Annotated in this window: 19 protein-coding genes; 10 read left to right on the top strand and 9 right to left on the bottom strand. The window is 72.2% G+C overall.

Features of this window, described 5'->3' with window-relative positions:
* Positions 1-58: 58 nt before the first annotated feature.
* The gene (locus ABZV06_RS07160) at positions 59-466 is read left to right on the top strand and encodes a CoA-binding protein (RefSeq protein WP_355244461.1); all 408 of its coding nucleotides are present in this window, start codon (positions 59-61) and stop codon (positions 464-466) included.
* Between the two features lie 101 nt (positions 467-567).
* On the opposite strand, the gene ABZV06_RS07155 is transcribed toward ABZV06_RS07160, so the two are convergent.
* Entirely contained in the window at positions 568-1764 is a 1197-nt protein-coding gene (locus tag ABZV06_RS07155; RefSeq protein ID WP_355619348.1) for an acyl-CoA dehydrogenase family protein, read from the bottom strand.
* 175 nt (positions 1765-1939) lie between these two features.
* On the opposite strand from ABZV06_RS07155, the gene ABZV06_RS07150 reads away from it, so the two are divergent.
* The gene (locus tag ABZV06_RS07150; RefSeq protein WP_355244455.1) at positions 1940-2473 is read left to right on the top strand and encodes a DUF4190 domain-containing protein; all 534 of its coding nucleotides are present in this window, start codon (positions 1940-1942) and stop codon (positions 2471-2473) included.
* On the opposite strand, the gene ABZV06_RS07145 is transcribed toward ABZV06_RS07150, so the two are convergent.
* Complete coding sequence (locus tag ABZV06_RS07145; RefSeq protein ID WP_355619345.1) at positions 2474-3379, bottom strand: SDR family NAD(P)-dependent oxidoreductase; 906 nt, start codon at positions 3377-3379, stop codon at positions 2474-2476.
* Positions 3380-3496: 117 nt separating this feature from the next.
* Here ABZV06_RS07145 and ABZV06_RS07140 point away from each other — a divergent pair, with 117 nt between their 5' ends.
* Positions 3497-4045, top strand: a complete 549-nt coding sequence (locus tag ABZV06_RS07140; protein ID WP_355244449.1) for a DUF4190 domain-containing protein — start codon at positions 3497-3499, stop codon at positions 4043-4045.
* A 75-nt stretch (positions 4046-4120) separates the two neighbouring features.
* Here ABZV06_RS07140 and ABZV06_RS07135 read toward each other — a convergent pair whose 3' ends face one another.
* Entirely contained in the window at positions 4121-5077 is a 957-nt protein-coding gene (locus ABZV06_RS07135; RefSeq protein WP_355244446.1) for a CoA ester lyase, read from the bottom strand.
* Between the two features lie 123 nt (positions 5078-5200).
* Between ABZV06_RS07135 and ABZV06_RS07130 the strand changes: the two genes are divergently transcribed.
* On the top strand, positions 5201-6025 hold the full coding sequence (locus ABZV06_RS07130; protein WP_355619423.1) for an SDR family NAD(P)-dependent oxidoreductase: 825 nt from the start codon (positions 5201-5203) through the stop codon (positions 6023-6025).
* Positions 6026-6035: 10 nt separating this feature from the next.
* On the top strand, positions 6036-6311 hold the full coding sequence (locus ABZV06_RS07125) for a hypothetical protein (protein ID WP_355619342.1): 276 nt from the start codon (positions 6036-6038) through the stop codon (positions 6309-6311).
* An 8-nt stretch (positions 6312-6319) separates the two neighbouring features.
* On the opposite strand, the gene ABZV06_RS07120 is transcribed toward ABZV06_RS07125, so the two are convergent.
* Complete coding sequence (locus tag ABZV06_RS07120) at positions 6320-7279, bottom strand: DMT family transporter (protein ID WP_355244440.1); 960 nt, start codon at positions 7277-7279, stop codon at positions 6320-6322.
* A 103-nt stretch (positions 7280-7382) separates the two neighbouring features.
* On the opposite strand from ABZV06_RS07120, the gene ABZV06_RS07115 reads away from it, so the two are divergent.
* On the top strand, positions 7383-8102 hold the full coding sequence (locus ABZV06_RS07115; protein WP_355619339.1) for an HAD-IA family hydrolase: 720 nt from the start codon (positions 7383-7385) through the stop codon (positions 8100-8102).
* Between the two features lie 8 nt (positions 8103-8110).
* Here ABZV06_RS07115 and ABZV06_RS07110 read toward each other — a convergent pair whose 3' ends face one another.
* Positions 8111-8641, bottom strand: a complete 531-nt coding sequence (locus ABZV06_RS07110; RefSeq protein ID WP_355619336.1) for a hypothetical protein — start codon at positions 8639-8641, stop codon at positions 8111-8113.
* 12 nt (positions 8642-8653) lie between these two features.
* Positions 8654-9529 carry a PhzF family phenazine biosynthesis protein gene (locus ABZV06_RS07105; RefSeq protein ID WP_355244431.1) on the bottom strand — a complete coding sequence of 292 codons (876 nt, stop codon included), beginning with the start codon at positions 9527-9529 and terminating at the stop codon, positions 8654-8656.
* Between the two features lie 33 nt (positions 9530-9562).
* On the opposite strand from ABZV06_RS07105, the gene ABZV06_RS07100 reads away from it, so the two are divergent.
* The 3 genes from ABZV06_RS07100 (at position 9563) to ABZV06_RS07090 (ending at position 12675) form a co-directional block, all read left to right on the top strand.
* A complete protein-coding gene (locus tag ABZV06_RS07100; protein WP_355244428.1) occupies positions 9563-10849 on the top strand; it encodes a CBS domain-containing protein in 1287 nt (428 codons plus the stop codon).
* Entirely contained in the window at positions 10842-11450 is a 609-nt protein-coding gene (locus ABZV06_RS07095; RefSeq protein ID WP_355244425.1) for a DUF1003 domain-containing protein, read from the top strand. Before ABZV06_RS07100 ends, ABZV06_RS07095 begins: the two co-directional genes overlap by 8 nt.
* A 76-nt stretch (positions 11451-11526) precedes the next feature.
* On the top strand, positions 11527-12675 hold the full coding sequence (locus ABZV06_RS07090) for an Mrp/NBP35 family ATP-binding protein (RefSeq protein WP_355244422.1): 1149 nt from the start codon (positions 11527-11529) through the stop codon (positions 12673-12675).
* Between the two features lie 66 nt (positions 12676-12741).
* On the opposite strand, the gene ABZV06_RS07085 is transcribed toward ABZV06_RS07090, so the two are convergent.
* Together ABZV06_RS07085 and ABZV06_RS07080 are read right to left on the bottom strand one after the other, a co-directional pair.
* Positions 12742-13164 carry a preprotein translocase subunit TatB gene (locus tag ABZV06_RS07085; RefSeq protein ID WP_355244419.1) on the bottom strand — a complete coding sequence of 141 codons (423 nt, stop codon included), beginning with the start codon at positions 13162-13164 and terminating at the stop codon, positions 12742-12744.
* 76 nt (positions 13165-13240) lie between these two features.
* Positions 13241-14494 (bottom strand): trypsin-like peptidase domain-containing protein, encoded by a 1254-nt coding sequence (locus tag ABZV06_RS07080; protein ID WP_355619420.1) that lies wholly within the window; start codon positions 14492-14494, stop codon positions 13241-13243.
* A 463-nt stretch (positions 14495-14957) separates the two neighbouring features.
* On the opposite strand from ABZV06_RS07080, the gene ABZV06_RS07075 reads away from it, so the two are divergent.
* Positions 14958-15545: an O-methyltransferase gene (locus ABZV06_RS07075; RefSeq protein WP_355244416.1), complete on the top strand. Its 588-nt coding sequence runs from the start codon at positions 14958-14960 to the stop codon at positions 15543-15545.
* Positions 15546-15575: 30 nt separating this feature from the next.
* Here ABZV06_RS07075 and ABZV06_RS07070 read toward each other — a convergent pair whose 3' ends face one another.
* Positions 15576-17051 (bottom strand): leucyl aminopeptidase family protein, encoded by a 1476-nt coding sequence (locus tag ABZV06_RS07070; RefSeq protein WP_355619333.1) that lies wholly within the window; start codon positions 17049-17051, stop codon positions 15576-15578.
* Positions 17052-17054: the final 3 nt, after the last annotated feature.

Genomic DNA, 17054 nt, shown 5'->3' with positions numbered 1-17054 from the left:
CGTTCTGCGTGACCCGCCGACCGGGGCGGTCTCGGGCGGGCGGCGCTACAGTCGGCGGGTGCGTACCGCTCAGCAGATCCTCGCCGACTCCGCCGTGATCGCCGTCGTTGGCGCGTCCCGCGACCCGTTGAAGGCCGCACACCGCGTTCCGTTGCAGATGCAGCGGTATGGCTGGCGCATCATCCCGGTCAACCCGACCGTCGACGAACTCTTCGGCGAGCGGGCGTACGCGACGCTGGCGGACATCCCGCACCCGGTCGACCTGGTGGACGTGTTCCGGCCGGCCGCTGACGCCGTGCAGGTGGTCCGGGACGCGGCGGCGATCGGAGCGCCGGCGGTCTGGCTGCAACTGGGCATCGTCTCGGCCGAGGCGCGGCGAATCGCCGAGGAGGCCGGCATGGAGTACGTCGAGGACCGCTGCCTCATCGTCGAACGCGCCGCCGGAGACCTGACCCGCCTCCGCTGACCCCCTCTCCCCCGCGATCTTGCACTTTCGGTCGACGTTCTGCCCCGCTATGCACTCTGTGTCGCCACAGCAACTGCAAGATCGCGGGGATTCAGCTGGGGTCAGAGCTTGTACTCCTTGAGCAGGCCTCGACTGATGATGGTCTTCTGGATCTCCGAGGTGCCCTCGCCGATCAGCAGGAACGGGGCCTCGCGCATCAGCCGCTCGATCTCGTACTCCTTGGAGTAGCCGTAGCCGCCGTGGATGCGGAACGCCTCCTGGACGACCTCGGCGCAGTACTCGGAGGCGAGCAGCTTGGCCATCCCGGCCTCGACGTCGTTGCGCTGGCCGGCGTCCTTGAGCCGGGCGGCGTTGACCATGAGGGCGTGCGCGGCCTCGATCTTCGTGCCCATCTCGGCGAGCTTGAAGGCGATCGCCTGGTGCTTGGCGAGCGGCTGGCCGAAGGTCTTGCGCTGCTGGGCGTAGCTGACCGCCAGCTCGAAGGCGCGCAGAGAGATGCCGCAGGCGCGGGCGGCCACGTTGACCCGGCCGACCTCGATGCCGTCCATCATCTGGTAGAAGCCGCGGCCGACCTGGTCGGCGCCGCCGAGGATCGCGGTGTCGGGCACGGCCACGCCGTCGAGCACCATCTCGGTGGTCTCGACGCCCTTGTAGCCCATCTTCTCGATCCGGCCGGGGATGGTGAGGCCCGGGGCGGTCTCGCCGAAGCCCGGCTCCTTCTCCAGCAGGAACGTGCTCATGTTGCCGTAGACGGACTCGGCGCCGGTGTCGGTCTTGACCAGGGTGGCGACCACCGATGAGTACGCCCCGTTGGTCAGCCACATCTTCTGCCCGTTGAGGACATAGGTGTCGCCCTCCCGGACGGCCCTGGACTTGATCGCCGAGACGTCGGAGCCGGTCTCCGGTTCCGACATCGAGAACGCGCCGCGCACCTCGCCGGTGGCCATCTTCGGCAGCAGGCGGGCCTTCTGCTCGGCGGAGCCGTGCTGGGAGATCAGGTACGCCACGATGAAGTGGGTGTTGACGATCCCAGAGATCGACATCCAGCCTCGGGACAACTGCTCCACCACGAGGGCGTAGGTGAGCAGCGATTCGCCGAGGCCGCCGTACTCCTCGTCGATGGTGAGACCGAACAGCCCCATCTCGCGCATGCCGTCGAGGATGTCGGTGGGGTACTCGTCGGCGTGCTCGAGCCGCTGGGCGTGCGGGATGATCTCCTTGTCGGCGAACTCCCGGACGGTCTCCAGGATCGACCGCTGCACATCGGTGAGGCCGGGCGTCTGGGCGAGTCGGGCCATCTCAGCCTCCGGGGATCAGCGCACTACTCGTGGGTAACTGAACGCTCGGTCAGTATCGGCCGCCCGGCCGACCAGGCCAAGGTGACCAGTCCACACAACCGCTGTGAAAAGGTTCACCGCTGCGGGTAGCGTCCGGCAAGAGGGACTTTTCCGGCACGGCAGGAGGAGGACAGTCGTGAGCCACCCGCCGCCGTCGGGCCCGCCGGGGGACGAACCGCCGCCGTCGCCGTACGAGCCGCCCCGGGACCAGTCGCCGTACGCGCCGCCGCCAGCCGGCCAGTCACCGTACGCGCCGCCGCCGGACCAGTCGTCCTTCGGACCGCCGGAACGCTCGCCGTACGGGCCGCCCGCCGACGACCCGTCACCCTACGAGCAGCAGGGCCCGCACCAGCCGGCGCACTGGAGCCAGCAGCCGCCGTACCCTCCGCAGGGCCCCTACGGTCAGTACGGCCCGCCGCAGCGCGGGCCCGGCCGGCCCACCAACATCCTGGCGATCCTCTCGCTGGTGTTCGCCTTCGTGTTCCCCCCGGCCGGCGCCGTCCTCGGTCACCTGGCCAAGCGGCAGATCCGCACCAGCGGCGAGGACGGCGACCAGCTCGCCACCTGGGGCCTGATCCTCGGTTACGTGTTCACCGCGCTGACCCTGCTGGCCTGCTGCGGCTGGCTGGCGCTCGTCGTCCTCGGTAACAGCGACAGTCGCGGCTACTGATCAGCGGAAGCGGGCCTCACGGACGCTGTTGCCGCCGTCCACCACGAGCATCTGACCGGTGATGTACGACGCCGCCGGCGAGCAGAGGAAGCTGATGGCGGCGGCGACCTCGTCCGGGGTGCCCGGTCGACCGACCGGCGTACCCAGACCCTGCTTGATCTCGGCCATCGTGGACGCCGCCGTGTAGATGGTGCCCGGCGCGACCGCGTTCACGGTCACGCCGTCGGCGATCATCTCCATGGCCAGCGCGCGGGTCAACCCGACGACACCGGCCTTCGCCGCGGCGTACGCGGCCTCGGTGGGCAGGGCGTTGAGCGGTCCGGCGGTGGCAGCCAGGTTGACGATCCGCCCCCAGCCCCGCTCGGCCATCCCGCCGATGAACGCACGGCTGCACAGGAACGCGGTGGACAGGTTGCGGTCGATCTCGCCGCGCCACTCTTCGTAGGTCAACTGCGCGACCGGGCGCAGGACCCCCTGACTGGCTCGACTCGCCAGACCGGCATTGTTGACCAGCACCTCGACGTCGCCCAACTGCTCGGCCACCGCGTCGGCAAGCGCACCGACCTCGGACTCGTCCGTCAGGTCCGCGACGAACCCGGTCACGCCCAGCTCACCGGCCCGCTCGTGGATGCGCCGGGTGGTCGACACGATGGCCACCCGCGCGCCCAGGTCGGCGAGCCGACGGGCGGTCGCGTACCCGATGCCGTCCACGCTGCCCGCCCCCGTCACCAGGGCGACCCGACCGTCGAGCCGCATGGTCACCGGGTCCGCGAGCGCGACCGGCTCGTCGGTGCCGGTCGCACCGGTCGACGGGGCCACCCGACCGCGTCGGGCGACACCCGGGCGGCTCACGTCCCGTCGCGGTCGGCTGCCGGAACGGTCCCCGGCACGCGCGTCAGTTGCCATGCCAGCGATCCTGCCCGTTACGACCGGCCCGGGCAATGCGGCACCCGGGAGCGGGGGCGTCGGGTTTGGTCACTGCTGGCTACTCTGGCGGCGCACCCGAGCCGACGGAGATCACGCATGACCAATCCCCCGCCCCCCGGCGACTGGAACGACCCCACCTGGTCGGCTCCGCCGTCGAGCACACCCCCGGACCCGACCCTGGTGGCCGGTCAGCCGGTACCGGCCCAGCCCGGTCCCGTGGACCCGTACGCGCCGGTGGACCCGTACGCGGGCGCTACGTTCGCACCCGGTCAGCCGACGCCCGGTTATGCGCCGCCCGGTTACCCCGCGCCCGGTTACGCCCCGGCGGGTTACCCGCCGCAGTACCCCGGTTACGGCTACCCGGCCCCGCGCAAGACCAACGGCCTGGCCATCGCGTCGCTGGTGCTGGCCCTGGTCGGTCTCACGTCCTGCGGTATCACCGCGCCGATCGGGGCGATCCTCGGTCACGTCGCGCAGAAGCAGATCCGGGCCAGCGGCGAGGACGGCGAGGGGATGGCGAAGGCCGGCATCATCGTCGGCTGGATCGTCACCGCGCTGATGGTGCTGGCGATCGCCGCGTACGCCGCTGTGATCATCTTTGCGGTCACGACGGGCGAGAGCGGCGGCAGCAGCAGCAACTACTGAGGCGGCGAGTTGGTGGCGTACCGCCGGATGCGGGACCGGGTCGACAGCCGGCGGCGGTCGCCCCGGCCCGGCCGCTCAATGCGCCGGTGGGGTGAACGACGAGGTACGGCTCATGCCCGCGGCGCGGCCCTTGGCGGCGATCACCAACGCCATCTTGCGGGACGCCTCGTCGATCATCTCGTCGCCGAGCATCACCGCGCCCAGCTTGCCGCCGGCCTCCGAGGTGTAGTGCTCGTACGCGTCGAGGATCAACTCGGCGTGGTCGTAGTCGGCCTGCGCCGGCTGGTAGACCTCGTTTGCGGCGTCGATCTGGCCCGGGTGCAGCACCCACTTGCCGTCGAAGCCCAGCGCCGCCGAACGCTTCGCCACCTCACGGAACGCGTCGACGTCGCGGATCTGTAGGAACGGGCCGTCGATGGCCTGCTTGTCGTGCATCCGGGCGGCCATCAGGATCCGCATGAGGATGTAGTGGTACGGGTCGCCGGGATAGTCCGGGATCAGCCCGCCGACCACCAGCGACCTCATGTTGATCGACGCCATGAAGTCGGCCGGACCGAAGATGATGGTCTCGACCCGGGGCGAGGCGGCCGCGATGGCGTCCACGTTGACCAGACCGGCCGCGTTCTCGATCTGCGCCTCGATGCCGATCCGGCCGACCTCCAGGCCGATCGTCTTCTCGATCTGGGTGAGCGTCAGGTCCAGCCACTGCACCTGGGCGGCGTTCTGCACCTTCGGCAACATGATGCAGTCCAGGTTCGCGCCGGCGCCCTCGACCACCTCGATGACGTCCCGGTACGTCCACGGGGTGGTCAGGTCGTTGACGCGTACGACCCGGGTCTTGCCGGACCAGTCACCGTCGTTGAGGGCGGCCACGATGTTCTTGCGCGCGTCCGGCTTGGCCAGCGGCGCGACGGCGTCCTCCAGGTCGAGGAAGACCTGGTCGGCGGGGAGCCCCTGCGCCTTGCCGAGCATCTTGACACTGGAACCCGGCACGGCCAGGCACGACCGGCGGGGACGACCGACTGCGGCCATGGATGCGCTCCTTCCAGCGACCGGCGGACGCGCCGAGCCACCTGACTCCGAGAAAACTTAACGATCCCAAAGGGCGTGGTGACGTCACGGTAACCTCGCGCCATGACCGCGGTGAATGGACCTGTGGAAGATCTCACTGGGCGTCGACTGGTGGTGGTGACAGGTGCCAGCTCCGGCATCGGGTTGGCCGCCGCGGTGGCCTTCGCCTGTGGTGGTGACCAGGTGGTGCTCGTCGGGCGCGACCCGGCCCGCCTGCAGGCCGCGGCCGACCGCGTACGGGACATCTCCGGCGAACGTCCGGAGCTGTTCCGGGCCGACTTCGCGGTGCTCGACGACGTACGCGGACTGGCCGGGCGGCTGCGCGACGCGTACGACCGGATCGACGTGCTGGCCAACAACGCCGGGGCCATCGCGCTCCAACCGCTGACCACCGTCGACGGTTTCGAGCTGTCGATCCAGGCCAACCACCTGGCCCCGTTCCTGCTCACCAACCTGCTCGCCGACCGGGTGGGCCGGATGGTGGTGACCGCCTCGGGCGCGCACCGCTTCGGCGCGCTCGATCCCGACGACCTCAACAGGCCGCTGCGCGCCTACCGTCCGATGGGCGCGTACGGCACCAGCAAGCAGGCCAACATCCTGTTCGCCGCCGAGGCGACCCGGCGCTGGCCGGGCGTCCGGGCGTACAGCTTCCACCCGGGAGTGGTGCGGACCCGGTTCGCCAACGACAGCCGACTGGTCGCCTTCGGCATGCGGTTCATGCCGTTCCGCAGCCCCGCGAAGGGTGCCGAGACACTCGTCTGGCTGGCGAACCAGGACCCGGCCCGGCTCGTCGACGGTGGCTACTACTACAACCGCCGGCCGCGTCGGCCGTACCGCAAGGCGGCGGATACACGGCTCGCGGCCCGGCTCTGGGAAGCCAGCGCCACCGCCGTCGGCATCGACGGATAGCGTGGCCGCCATGCTGACGCTTGTCGCGATCGTCGAGTACGCCGCCCAGGCCGAGGCCGCCGGACAACGGTACGAGGACGCCGTGCTGGCCCTGCTCGACCGGCACGGCGGCCGGCTGGAACGGCGGCTGCGCGGCACCGACGGGCGCAGCGAGGTACACGTGATCACGTTCGCGGCCCGCAGCGGCTACGAGTCGTTCCTCGTCGACCCGGAGCGGGCCGCGCTGCGCGCCGAACTCGGCGACGCCGCCCCGACCACCCGCGTCATCGAGGCGCACGACGTCTGAAGCAATCGTCAGCTCTCCAGTGGAGCGGCGTCGGCGGGCAGCGGGGTAGGCGGCGTGGCGCGGCGGCCGGCGCGAGCGCCGCCCAGCACCACCACCGCCACTCCGACGAGCAACAAGGCCATCCCCACCAGCGCGTACGGGCGGGGCACCTGGTGCAGCCAGGCCCAACCGAGCAGCGCCGCGCCAGGCACCTCCAGCAGGATGAGCACGCTCACCGTGGTCGCCGAGATCTTGTGCAGGGCGTAGTTGAACATCGAGTGCCCGAGCAGTTGGGCGCCCGCCACCAGGGCCAGGATCGCCAGCCAGGTGCGCGGGTCGAAGCCGACGAGTCGTACGCCACCGAGGAGGCAGACCACCAGCAGGATCGCTGCGCAGATGCCGTAGCAGATGGTCGTGTAGGTGGTGGTGCTGATGCTCGCGCGGGCCCGCTCACCGAAGGCGGTGTAGACGGCCGCGAAGATGCCGCCGGTGACCGCCAACAGGTCGCCGGCGACGGCCCTGCCGGACACGCCCACGTCCGCTCCGGTGGCGATCACCGCACCGCCGGCCGCCACCGCGACGCCGATCCAGACGACCAGGGGCAGCCGTCGTCCCTGGGCGCGGGCGATCAGCCCCTGCCAGATGGGCTGAGTCGCTCCCAGGGCGGTGGCCGCGGCAACCGAGGTGAGCTGCGCACTCGGCACCCAGGTGGCGAAGTGCGCGGCCAGCGCAACCCCGGACAGGACGCAGAACAGGCCTTCGCGCCGGCCGACGCCGACGGTCAGCCGACGGAACTCGGCCCGGCGTCGCGCCAGGGAGAAGGGGCTCAGGAGGGCGACCGCGAGCAGGTTGCGCCAGAACGCGATGGCCAGCGCGGGAGCGGCGGCGTACGCGATCAACGGTCCGGACGACGACACGGCGACGACGGCCAGGCCGACCGCGCCGGTGGTCAGCGGGTCCAGGGACGGACGGTCGGAAGGTGGAGACACGAGGAGTAATCCTCACACGTATGACGGACAACACGGAGGGTCAGCACTCCGTTACCATCACGCGGTCATGCCGGCGACCACGACCGCCCGGAGGCTTTCCCCCATGCCCAACTACCAGGCGGTGCTGTTCGACTTCTTCGGCACGCTGACCAGTTCGGTGCAGCGTGGCGCCGCGCACCTCGACACCGCCGAACTGCTCGGCTGCCCCAGCGAGACCCTGAGCGAGGTGCTGAACCGCACCTACTACGAGCGCGCCTCCGGCCGACGCGGCGACGCGGCGACGACCATGCGGTGGGTGTGCGCACAGGCGGGCGTACACCCGACAGACCGTGCCCTGCAGGCGGCGGTGGTGTCCCGGCACCGCGCGATCCGCGCGGACACCCGGTTGCGCGCCGACGCGGTGCCCGTGCTCGCGGCCCTGCGCGAGCGCGGCGTCCGCACCGGCGTGATCAGCGACTGTACGCACGAACTGCCGGACTTCCTGCCGCAGCTCCCCGTCGCGCCGCTGCTCGACGTGCGGGTCTTCTCCGTGCAGGTCGGGCGTTGCAAGCCGGACGCGGCGCTCTACCTGACCGCGTGCCGTCGGCTCGGGCTCGCGCCCGACGCCTGCCTGTACGTCGGTGACGGCGGCAGCCAGGAGTTGACCGGTGCCGAACAGGCCGGCATGACCGCGGTTCGGCTGGCCGCGCCCGACCTGGCCGACCACATGGTCTTCAACGCCGACCGCCAGTGGCGCGGCCCGACGCTCGGCACACTGGGCGAGGTGCTCGACCTGGTCGCCACCGACACCGAGGTCCTGGGGGTCGGCGGCCGGGCGGGGTGACGCGCCGATCAGCGGCGGCGGACCCGGTGCAGGCGGAACGGCTTACGGGTGACGCGCACCGCCGGAGTCTCCCGCGGCGTCTCGGCCTGCGCATCGGACGGTAGGTCGGAGCCGGTCAGGGCCGCACCGGCCGGGGCGAGGCGGTTCAGGGCGCAACCCTCGGCGGCCCAGCGGGCCACCAGGTCGGCGCTCGGGCCGGGGGCGTTCAGGCGCTTGCCCGCCACCAGCGGCGCGGCGGTGTCCCACGCCTCGGTGCCCGGTGCCAGCCGGGTCACCCGGGCCGGCCAGGTGACGATTCGACCGCCGTGGTCGCCACGCAGGGAGACCTGCGCCTCGGTGGCGTCGGCGAGGCCCGGCGCCGCCTGCTCACCTGGCCCGCTCACCACGAGGAGCGCCCCCTCCAACGGCGCGCACCAGAGCGCGAGCGCCGGCCCACCGGACACGCTGACCCAGGCCACGGCGGCCTTCTTCATCGCCTCGTCGACCAGCGGCGTGCCACCGGTGGCATCCTCGTCCGTCACACCCGCATCCTCCCGCATCGGCGGCGTCGTTCAGCCCACGAACGGCGGCACGGCGATCTCGCCCCGGGCCACCGGCATCACCTGACCGGCGACTGTCGCGCCGACCGCCACTCCGTTCGCCGCGGTCACCGTGCAGGCCAGCGCGGATGGCCGGCCCATCTCCGCGCCCTGGCGCACCGAATAGCGCGACATCCCCTCCGCCGGCAGCAGCCCGCTGGCCACCAGCCAGACGCCCAGCCCGAGCGCCGCCGAACCGGTCGCCGGATCCTCCGGGACGCCGATCCCCGGCACGAAGACCCGGGCATGCGCGGTTTGCGTGGCGGCGTCCCAGGAGAAGACGCTGACGTGCGCTACCCCCAACCGTTCCGCTGCCGCCGGGTTCACCCGTGCCCGGGCCACCGCGTCCGGGTGGACCAGCAGGTACGGAAACTCCAGCCCGCAGCCGGCCACCCGGGGCGCCGGCCCGTCACGGTCGAGGTCGTCCGCGCCCAGCCCGGCGATCTCCAGCAGCAGCTCCGGGTCCAACTCGGGGCCGAGGGTGGGAAGGCCTCCGGTGAGCGTCGCCCCGGAGGCCGTCACCTCGATCGGGAGTACGCCCGCCCCGCACTCCTGGGTGACCTGCCCCACACCGAACATCCCGCGCCGACTCGCGGTGACCGCCGCGCCGACACTCGGGTGCCCGGCGAACGGAAGCTCCTCGACCGGCGTGAAGATGCGGGCCCGGTAAGTGGCGCCGACCTGCGTCGGTGGCAGCACGAACACCGTCTCGGAGAGGTTGAACTCCAGCGCGAGCGCCTGCATCTGCTCGGTGGCCAGCGCCTCCGCGCCGAACACCACGGCCAGCGGGTTGCCGGCGAACGGGCGGTCGGTGAAGACGTCCACGATCTCGTAGGCCAAGGTCGACATGTTGATAAACACTAGGCGCTTAGGCTGGTGCCCGTGAGTACGCCGACCCGGGTCTACATCGCCCGCCTCGCCGGAGTCGCCGTCTTCGATCCGAACGGTGACCAGGTGGGACGGGTCCGTGACGCCGTGGCACGGCTGCGGGCCACCGCACGTCCGCCCGAGGTGGTGGGTCTGGTCGCCGAGATGCCGATGCGTCGGCGGATCTTCCTGTCCATCAACCGCATCACGTCCATCGACGCGGACGCGGTGGTTCTCGGGTCCGGGACGCTCAACCTGCGGCGCTTCGAGAAGCGCCCGAACGAGCTGTTGGTGCTCCAGGAGCTGCTGGACCGGCGCGTACAGCTCGACCCGGGCGGCCAGCCCGGCTCGGTGGTGGACGTCGCCATGGAGTGCGCCCGCGGCGGCGAGTGGTCGCTGAGCCGGGTCGCGGTCCGCGAGCAGACCAGCCGGCTCACCCGCCGCGGCCACCTGCACCAGGTCGAGTGGGACCGGGTGCGCGGGCTCAGCGGCATCGCCGACAACCGGGGTACGGCGAACCTGCTCGCCGTCCTGGAGGACATGCGCCCGGCCGACCTGGCCAACGCGCTACAGGACCTGCCCGACGCGCGGCGCAACGAGGTCGCGGCGGCGTTGAACGACGAACGGCTGGCCGACGTCCTCAGCGAGCTGCCGGAGCACGACCAGGTCGAGATCCTCGCCGCGCTGGACCGCGAACGGGCCGCCGACGTGCTGGAGGAGATGGACCCGGACGACGCCGCGGACCTGCTCAACGAGCTGCCCCCACCGGAGCAGGACGTTCTGCTCGACCTGATGGAGCCCGACGAGGCCGACCCGGTACGCCAGCTGTTGAAGTACATGCCGGGAACAGCGGGCAGCGTGATGACCTCGGAGCCGGTCATCCTGCCGCCGGACGCCACCGTCGCCGAGGCGCTGGCGCGCATCCGGGAGCCGCAGCTGTCACCCGCCATCGCCGCCCAGGTCTTCGTGACCCGGGCGCCGCAGAACACCCCGACCGGCCGCTACCTGGGCATGGTGCACTTCCAGGCGTTGCTGCGTGAACCGCCGGCCGACCTGCTGGGCAAGGTGGTGGTCAACGACATCGACCCCCTGCGTCCCACCACCCCACTCCCGGAGATCACCCGCCGGATGGCTACCTACGACCTGGTCGCCATGCCGGTGATCGACCGGAACAACCGGCTGGTCGGCGCCGTGACGGTCGACGACGTACTGGACCACTCGCTGCCCCGGGACTGGCGCGACCGGGACGCCCTAGCCGCCCCGGGCGCCTCCGACGCGGTGCTGGACGGCGACGGTGGCTGAGCAGCGGCGCACGGAGCGGCTCGACCAGCCCCGCGAGCCCCGCGGCATCAAACTCCCCCGGTTCGACGCGGAGGCGTTCGGTCGCTGGTCGGAGGGCATCGCCCGGGGCATGGGCACCGCGAACTTCATCGTCGTCATGACTGTGGTGATCGCGATCTGGTTCGGCTGGAACATCCTCGCCCCGGCCGAGCTGCGCTTCGACCCGTACACCTTCACCTTTCTCACGCTGGTGCTGTCGTTGCAGGCCAGCTACGCCGCGCCGCTGATCCTGCTGGCCCAGAACCGGCAGGCCGACCGGGATCGGTTGGCGTTGGAGGAGGACCGGCGGCGCGCCACGGCCCAGAAGGCGGACACCGAGTACCTGGCACGGGAGATCGCCGCGCTGCGGATCGCGCTCGGCGAGGTGGCCACGCGTGACTTCCTCCGCTCCGAGCTGACCCGCCTGGCCGAGGAGCTGGACGAGGCGGGGCAGCGCCGGCAACGTCTGGAGCGCCGGCAGCAGGGGAAGGAAAGCCAGCGGTCGACCGACGGCCCCGGGCTGGACGAACCGCGCGACGAGCTGGACGGCGACTACGCCCGCGACGCCCGGCCCGAGCGCTGAGGACGGCTCATCGTTTGGCTCACACCACCCTCGGCCAGCGGTCGGCCGGGATGCCCCGCGACGTAGCATTGCGGGCATGTCAGCACCCGTGAGCACCGTCGAGGACGCGATCCAGGCCGCGCTGGCCACCGTCAACGACCCGGAGATCCGCCGGCCCATCACCGAGCTGGGCATGGTCCGCTCCGCCACGATCGGTGCGGACGGTGTCGTCCGGGTCGAGCTGCTGCTCACCGTCGCCGGCTGCCCGCTCAAGGACAAGCTGCGTACGGACATCACGGCCGCCGTGGCGGCGGTGCCGGGTGTGAACGGCGTGGAGATCGACTTCGGTGTGATGAGCCCCGAGCAGCGGCAGTCGCTCCAGGCCCAGCTACGCGGCGGCGGGGCGAGCGAGGAGCCGGTCATCCCGTTCGCCCAGCCCGGCTCACGGACCCGCGTGTACGCGGTCGCCAGCGGCAAGGGTGGGGTCGGCAAGTCCAGCGTGACGGTCAACCTGGCGGCGGCGCTCGCTGCCCGTGGGCTCTCCGTGGGCGTGGTCGACGCGGACATCTACGGTCACTCGGTGCCCCGGATGCTCGGCGCGGACGGCCGGCCGACCCGCGTCGAAGACATGATCATGCCGCCGCAGTCGCACGGCGTGAAGGTGATCTCGATCGGCATGTTCACCTCGGGCAACGCGGCCGTGGTCTGGCGTGGCCCGATGCTGCACCGGGCGTTGCAGCAGTTCCTCGCCGACGTCTACTGGGGCGACCTGGACGTGCTCCTGCTCGACCTGCCCCCGGGCACCGGCGACGTGGCCATCTCGCTGGCCCAGTTGCTGCCCAACTCGGAGATCCTGATCGTGACCACCCCGCAGACCGCCGCCGCCGAGGTGGCCGAACGAGCGGGTGCGATCGCCCTGCAGACCCACCAGCGGGTCGTCGGCGTCATCGAGAACATGTCCTGGCTGGAGCTGCCGGACGGTTCCCGCATGGAGATCTTCGGCGCCGGCGGCGGTACGGCGGTCGCCGAGTCGTTGAGCCGGACGATCGGCGCGCAGGTGCCGCTGTTGGGACAGATCCCACTGGACACCCGGGTCCGGGAGGCCGGCGACGCCGGTACCCCGATCGTGCTGGCCGAGCCGGATTCCCCGGCCGCGCAGGCGCTCGGCACGGTCGCCGACCGGCTCGCGCTGCGGCGCGAGTCGCTGCTCGGCAAGCCGCTCGGCCTCAAGCCCGCCGGGCGCTGAGCACCCCGATCGACGACGCCCCGCCGGCCACTCGGGCCTGCGGGGCGCTCTCGTTCGGGTGCCGGATCAGGTGGCGTCGTCGTAGCTGACCCGGGGCGCCGGCGTCGAGGGCGTGCCGGTGGCCGTGCTGGGTCGCGTCCCGTTCGACCGCAGGTCAGCGGCGTTGGCCACGTCCTTCAGGTCGTTGTGCACGCCGTTGACGTCCGCGCGCAGGTTGTCGTAGACGCCCTGCAACGGCTTGCGGATCGCCGCCTCGTCCTCCTCGCTGAGGAGGTGCTTGCGGATGAAGGCCTTCGGGTGCAGATCTTCGAGCTGGATGTCGGTGCCCAGCTCGCGACTGAGGTCGCCGGTGGCGTTGCGGGCCATGTTGCGCAGGTTGCGCACCAGCCGCAGGCCGTCGTTGATCACGGCAGGCAGCCGGTCACCGAAGATCAACAGCGCCAGGAGCAGCAGCGCACCGATTTCCCACCAGTTCAGGTTGTCGAGCATCCCGCGGGCCTCCTCTCGGCGTCAGCAGCAAGACTACGCACGTCGGGCGGCTTTCCGGCAGGGGGTGACCCGCTGTTCACTTCGCATCCGCCGCGAGTGTCACCGACGTGTTCCGGCGCGCGCTGCCCCGCCGGAACTCGACGGTCACCACCGACCCCGGGGCGAACTTGCGGACCAGCGCGATCAGGTCGGTCGGTTCGGTCATCGGTCGACCGTCGAGCTTCAGGATCACGTCCCCGACCTTGAGCCCGGCTCCGGCCGCCGGGCCGGAGGGCTCCACGGCAGCCAGTCGTACGCCGCCGCCGGCACCCGCGCCCGGGCCACCGACCTGGGCGCCGATGACCGTACGCCGGGCCTTGCCGGTGCCGATGATCTCCTGGGTCACCCGCTTGGCCTGGTTGATCGGGATGGCGAAGGCGAGCCCGATGTTGCCGGCCTCCTGCCCCTCGGCCACCAACGACTTGATCGTGGAGTTGACGCCGACGACCCGCCCGGCGCCGTCGACGAGCGGGCCGCCCGAGTTGCCGTGGTTGACGGCGGCGTCGGTCTGGATCGCCGCGTAGTAGCGCACCGGACCGCCCGGCTCACCGGCCTGCATCGTCCGGTCCAGGGCGCTCACGATGCCGGCGGTGACCGTGTTGGCCAAGGACAGCGGTGAGCCCACCGCGAGGACCGGGTCACCGACGGCCAGCGCGTCGGAATCGCCGAACTCCACCGGGCGCAACCCCGTCCGGTTCACCTTGATCACCGCGATGTCGGACTCCGGGTCCTGGCCCACGACGGTCGCCGGAGCGGAGCTGCCGTCGTTGAAGACCACCGAGGCCTTGCCACTGCTGTTGGCCACCACGTGGTCGTTGGTGATGACGTGCCCGTCCGCGCTGGCGATGAACCCCGAGCCCTCGCTGATCCCGCCGAGGCTGCTGACGCGGATGGTGACCACGCTGGGCAGGACGCGTTCGGCGACCCCGGCCAGCGACTCGGGTCTGCGCTGGGCCAGCGCCGGCGGCTCGGCGGCCTGCGCCCCGAGCACCGTGCCGGCCGCGCCGCCCCGCACCGCGAACGCGTAGCCCAACGCGCCGCCGAGGGTGCCCGCCAGCAGAGCGGTGATCACCGGAATGAGCAGGAGGTGCCGCAACGTCGGCCGGCCCGGCGCGTCCGGGTCGGTGACCGGCTCGGGCTCGGTGCCGGCGGCCACCACCTGAGGCACCACCACCGCAGCGGGTGCCGCCGGGTCACGCCACGGATCGCCGAGCGCGTCGGACCACCACGGCGACGCGTCGGCTGCGGCGGACCCACTCGCGGTCGGCCGGGGCGGGCCCGTGTACGGCACGGTGGGCGCGGGCGACGGCCCGGCCACGGTGTCGCCCGCCGAGGGCACCGGCGCGGTGCCGCTCCCCGGCGCGGCCGACGGACCCGCCGACGGGGCTCCTGCCCCCGGCGGGCGCGCCGGAGCCGGAGTCTCACCGTCCCGGCGCCATTCCCAGCCGTCGGTCACGTCGGTGCCTCCCAGTCCGTCCCCCGGATTCCGTACGGCGTCGCCCGGCCACGGTTCGGCGCGGTCGAGGCTGACGGAATACCGCTTCCAGGATTGCACGGATGCGCGCGGTGGAGTCAGCGGTTGCCTCTGGTGATCGTGGAGGGACGGAGGCGCGGCTGCGCCCCGCGCCGGTCGCCTCTACGCTCACAGTGCCAACCCGCCCCCCGCACCACGCGCCGCCCGGAGGTGCCCCATCGCCACGGTCGCCGGTTCCGGCAGTTCGACGACGCAGGCTCAGCAGTTCGCCGAGTCGTACGTGACCGAGGATCTCGTGCTCCGCACCGCCCGCAGCCTGGCCCACGAGGTGGGCCTCGAAGCGGTCACCCCCGGAGCGGGGGCGGCGCTGCGGCTGCTGGCCGCTGCCGGCAACGCCCGCGCTGTCGTGGAGATCGGCACCGGCACGGGCGTGAGCGGTGTCTGGCTGCTGCGCGGCATGCGTGTCGACGGCGTGCTCACCACCATCGACCTGGAGGTGGAGCACCAGCGGATCGCCCGCCGGATCTTCACCGAGGCGGGCTTCCCCGCCGGCCGTACGCGCATCATCACCGGCCGAGCGCTGGACGTGCTGCCCCGGCTCGCCGACGGGGCGTACGACCTCATCTTCGTCGATGCCGAGGCGACCGGGTTCCACGCCTTCGTGGAAGCGGCGCTGCGGTTGCTGCGCCCGGGTGGCGTGCTCGCGCTCAACGGGATGCTGGCCGGCGGCCGGATCGCCGACCCGGCCGCCCGGGACGCGGAGACGGTGACGGTCCGCGAAACGGTCAAGGCACTGCGGGAGTCGGAGCACTGGATTCCCGCGCTGCTCCCGGTCGGGCACGGGGTCCTCGCCGCCGTGAAGTGCTGACGGGTGCCCGCCGCCGTACGTCGCTGACGGTCAGTCGACGGCTGCCAGCCAGCGCAGCAGCGAGCGGACGCCCCAGCCCGTCGCGCCGCGGCTCAACTCCGCCTGGTCGCCGTCCGCCCAGGACGGGGCGGACATGTCCAGGTGCAGCCAGCGGTCCCGGAGGTCGCCGGTGAACTCCCGCAGGTAGAGCGCGGCCGTCACCGAGCCGGCACCCTGGGTCGGCGCGCTGTAGAGGTCGGCGATCTCGCTGCCCAGGTACTCGACGTAGTCGCTGTGCAACGGCATCCGCCAGGCCGCCTCGCCGGCCGCCTCGACCGCCGCCAGCACGTCGGCCGCGAGGTCGTCGTTCTCGCTGTAGAGGGCGGCGGTCCGCTTGCCCAGCGCAACGGCGTTGGCACCGGTGAGGGTGGCGAGGTCGACGATCAGGTCGGGCTTGAGCTGCCGTACCGCGTAGGCCAGCGCGTCGGCGAGGACGAGGCGGCCCTCGGCGTCGGAGTTGGTCGTCTCGCTGGTCGTACCGCCGTAGTGCCGGATGACGTCGCCCGGACGGAACGCCGAGCCGCTGACCATGTTCTCGGCGAGCGGGGTCAGGGTGGTGACGCGCACCGGCAGGCGCAGCGCCGCCGCGCCGAGGGTGGCGGCGACGACCGCCGCGGCACCGGCCATGTCCTTGCGCATCAGCTTCATCGCGGGCACCGGCTTGATCGAGATGCCGCCGGTGTCGAAGGTGATGCCCTTGCCGATCAGCACCACGTGGGTACGCGCGTCCGCGGGATGCCACTCCATCTCCAGCAGACGTGGACCGCTGGCCGAGCCACCGCCCACGGCGAGGATCCCGCCGAAGCCCTCGGCGGCCAGCTCGGCCGGGCCACGGACCATCAGGCGCAGGCCCGGCAGGTCGGCGGCGGCAGTGGTCACCTGGTCGGCGAACCACTGTGGGGTCTTCACCGAGGAGGGGGTGTTGGTCAGGTCGCGCGCGAGGCGGGTCATCGCCGCGGTGGTCCGCGCGGTGGCGATGGTGTCCTCGTGGGCCGCGGGGTCGGCGACCAGCAGATCGACGCTACCGAGCGCGGGCGGCCCGCCGGCGTCGGTCAGCCGGAACCGGTACGAGGCGAGCAGCAACCCCTCGGTCAGCCCGCGAATCGCGGCCGGGGGCACCTCGGCCGGCAGCGCGATAGTGATGTGCGTCTCATCTGCCGCAGAGCGGGCCAGAGCCGCGCCAGCGGCCCGCCAGGAGGATTCTCCGCCGTCGCCGATACCGAGCAGCACCAGCCGACCAGGGCTGAGGCCGGGACGCAGCTGGGTGCTGATCTCGCCGGCCCGTCCGCTCAGTCGTGCGGCCGGCACCAGCGCGGCCGCCTCCTCGGTGGTGCCGTCCGGCGGCGTCACGGCAGCGGGCACCAGCTCCGCCGAAGCGTCACCTCCCGCCGCCGGGTCGATGGGACGCACGGGCAGGACGAGGACGTCGAGCCGTTCGGGCTCGGCGAGCGGACGGATGGCGAGCACGCG

Origin of the sequence: Micromonospora sp. NPDC005172 (assembly GCF_040608555.1) — a bacterium.
Lineage (GTDB): Bacteria > Actinomycetota > Actinomycetes > Mycobacteriales > Micromonosporaceae > Micromonospora.
The sequence above is the reverse complement of the archived record's forward strand: the minus strand, read 5'-3'. Positions and strand labels throughout refer to the sequence as shown.

Coding starts and splice junctions, on each gene's coding strand:
- ABZV06_RS07155 (WP_355619348.1), bottom strand. CDS start 1,764: ATGGCCCGACTCGCCCAGACGCCCGGCCTCACCGATGTGCAGCGGTCG.
- ABZV06_RS07145 (WP_355619345.1), bottom strand. CDS start 3,379: ATGGCAACTGACGCGCGTGCCGGGGACCGTTCCGGCAGCCGACCGCGA.
- ABZV06_RS07140 (WP_355244449.1), top strand. CDS start 3,497: ATGACCAATCCCCCGCCCCCCGGCGACTGGAACGACCCCACCTGGTCG.
- ABZV06_RS07135 (WP_355244446.1), bottom strand. CDS start 5,077: ATGGCCGCAGTCGGTCGTCCCCGCCGGTCGTGCCTGGCCGTGCCGGGT.
- ABZV06_RS07125 (WP_355619342.1), top strand. CDS start 6,036: ATGCTGACGCTTGTCGCGATCGTCGAGTACGCCGCCCAGGCCGAGGCC.
- ABZV06_RS07115 (WP_355619339.1), top strand. CDS start 7,383: ATGCCCAACTACCAGGCGGTGCTGTTCGACTTCTTCGGCACGCTGACC.
- ABZV06_RS07110 (WP_355619336.1), bottom strand. CDS start 8,641: ATGCGGGAGGATGCGGGTGTGACGGACGAGGATGCCACCGGTGGCACG.
- ABZV06_RS07105 (WP_355244431.1), bottom strand. CDS start 9,529: ATGTCGACCTTGGCCTACGAGATCGTGGACGTCTTCACCGACCGCCCG.
- ABZV06_RS07090 (WP_355244422.1), top strand. CDS start 11,527: ATGTCAGCACCCGTGAGCACCGTCGAGGACGCGATCCAGGCCGCGCTG.
- ABZV06_RS07085 (WP_355244419.1), bottom strand. CDS start 13,164: ATGCTCGACAACCTGAACTGGTGGGAAATCGGTGCGCTGCTGCTCCTG.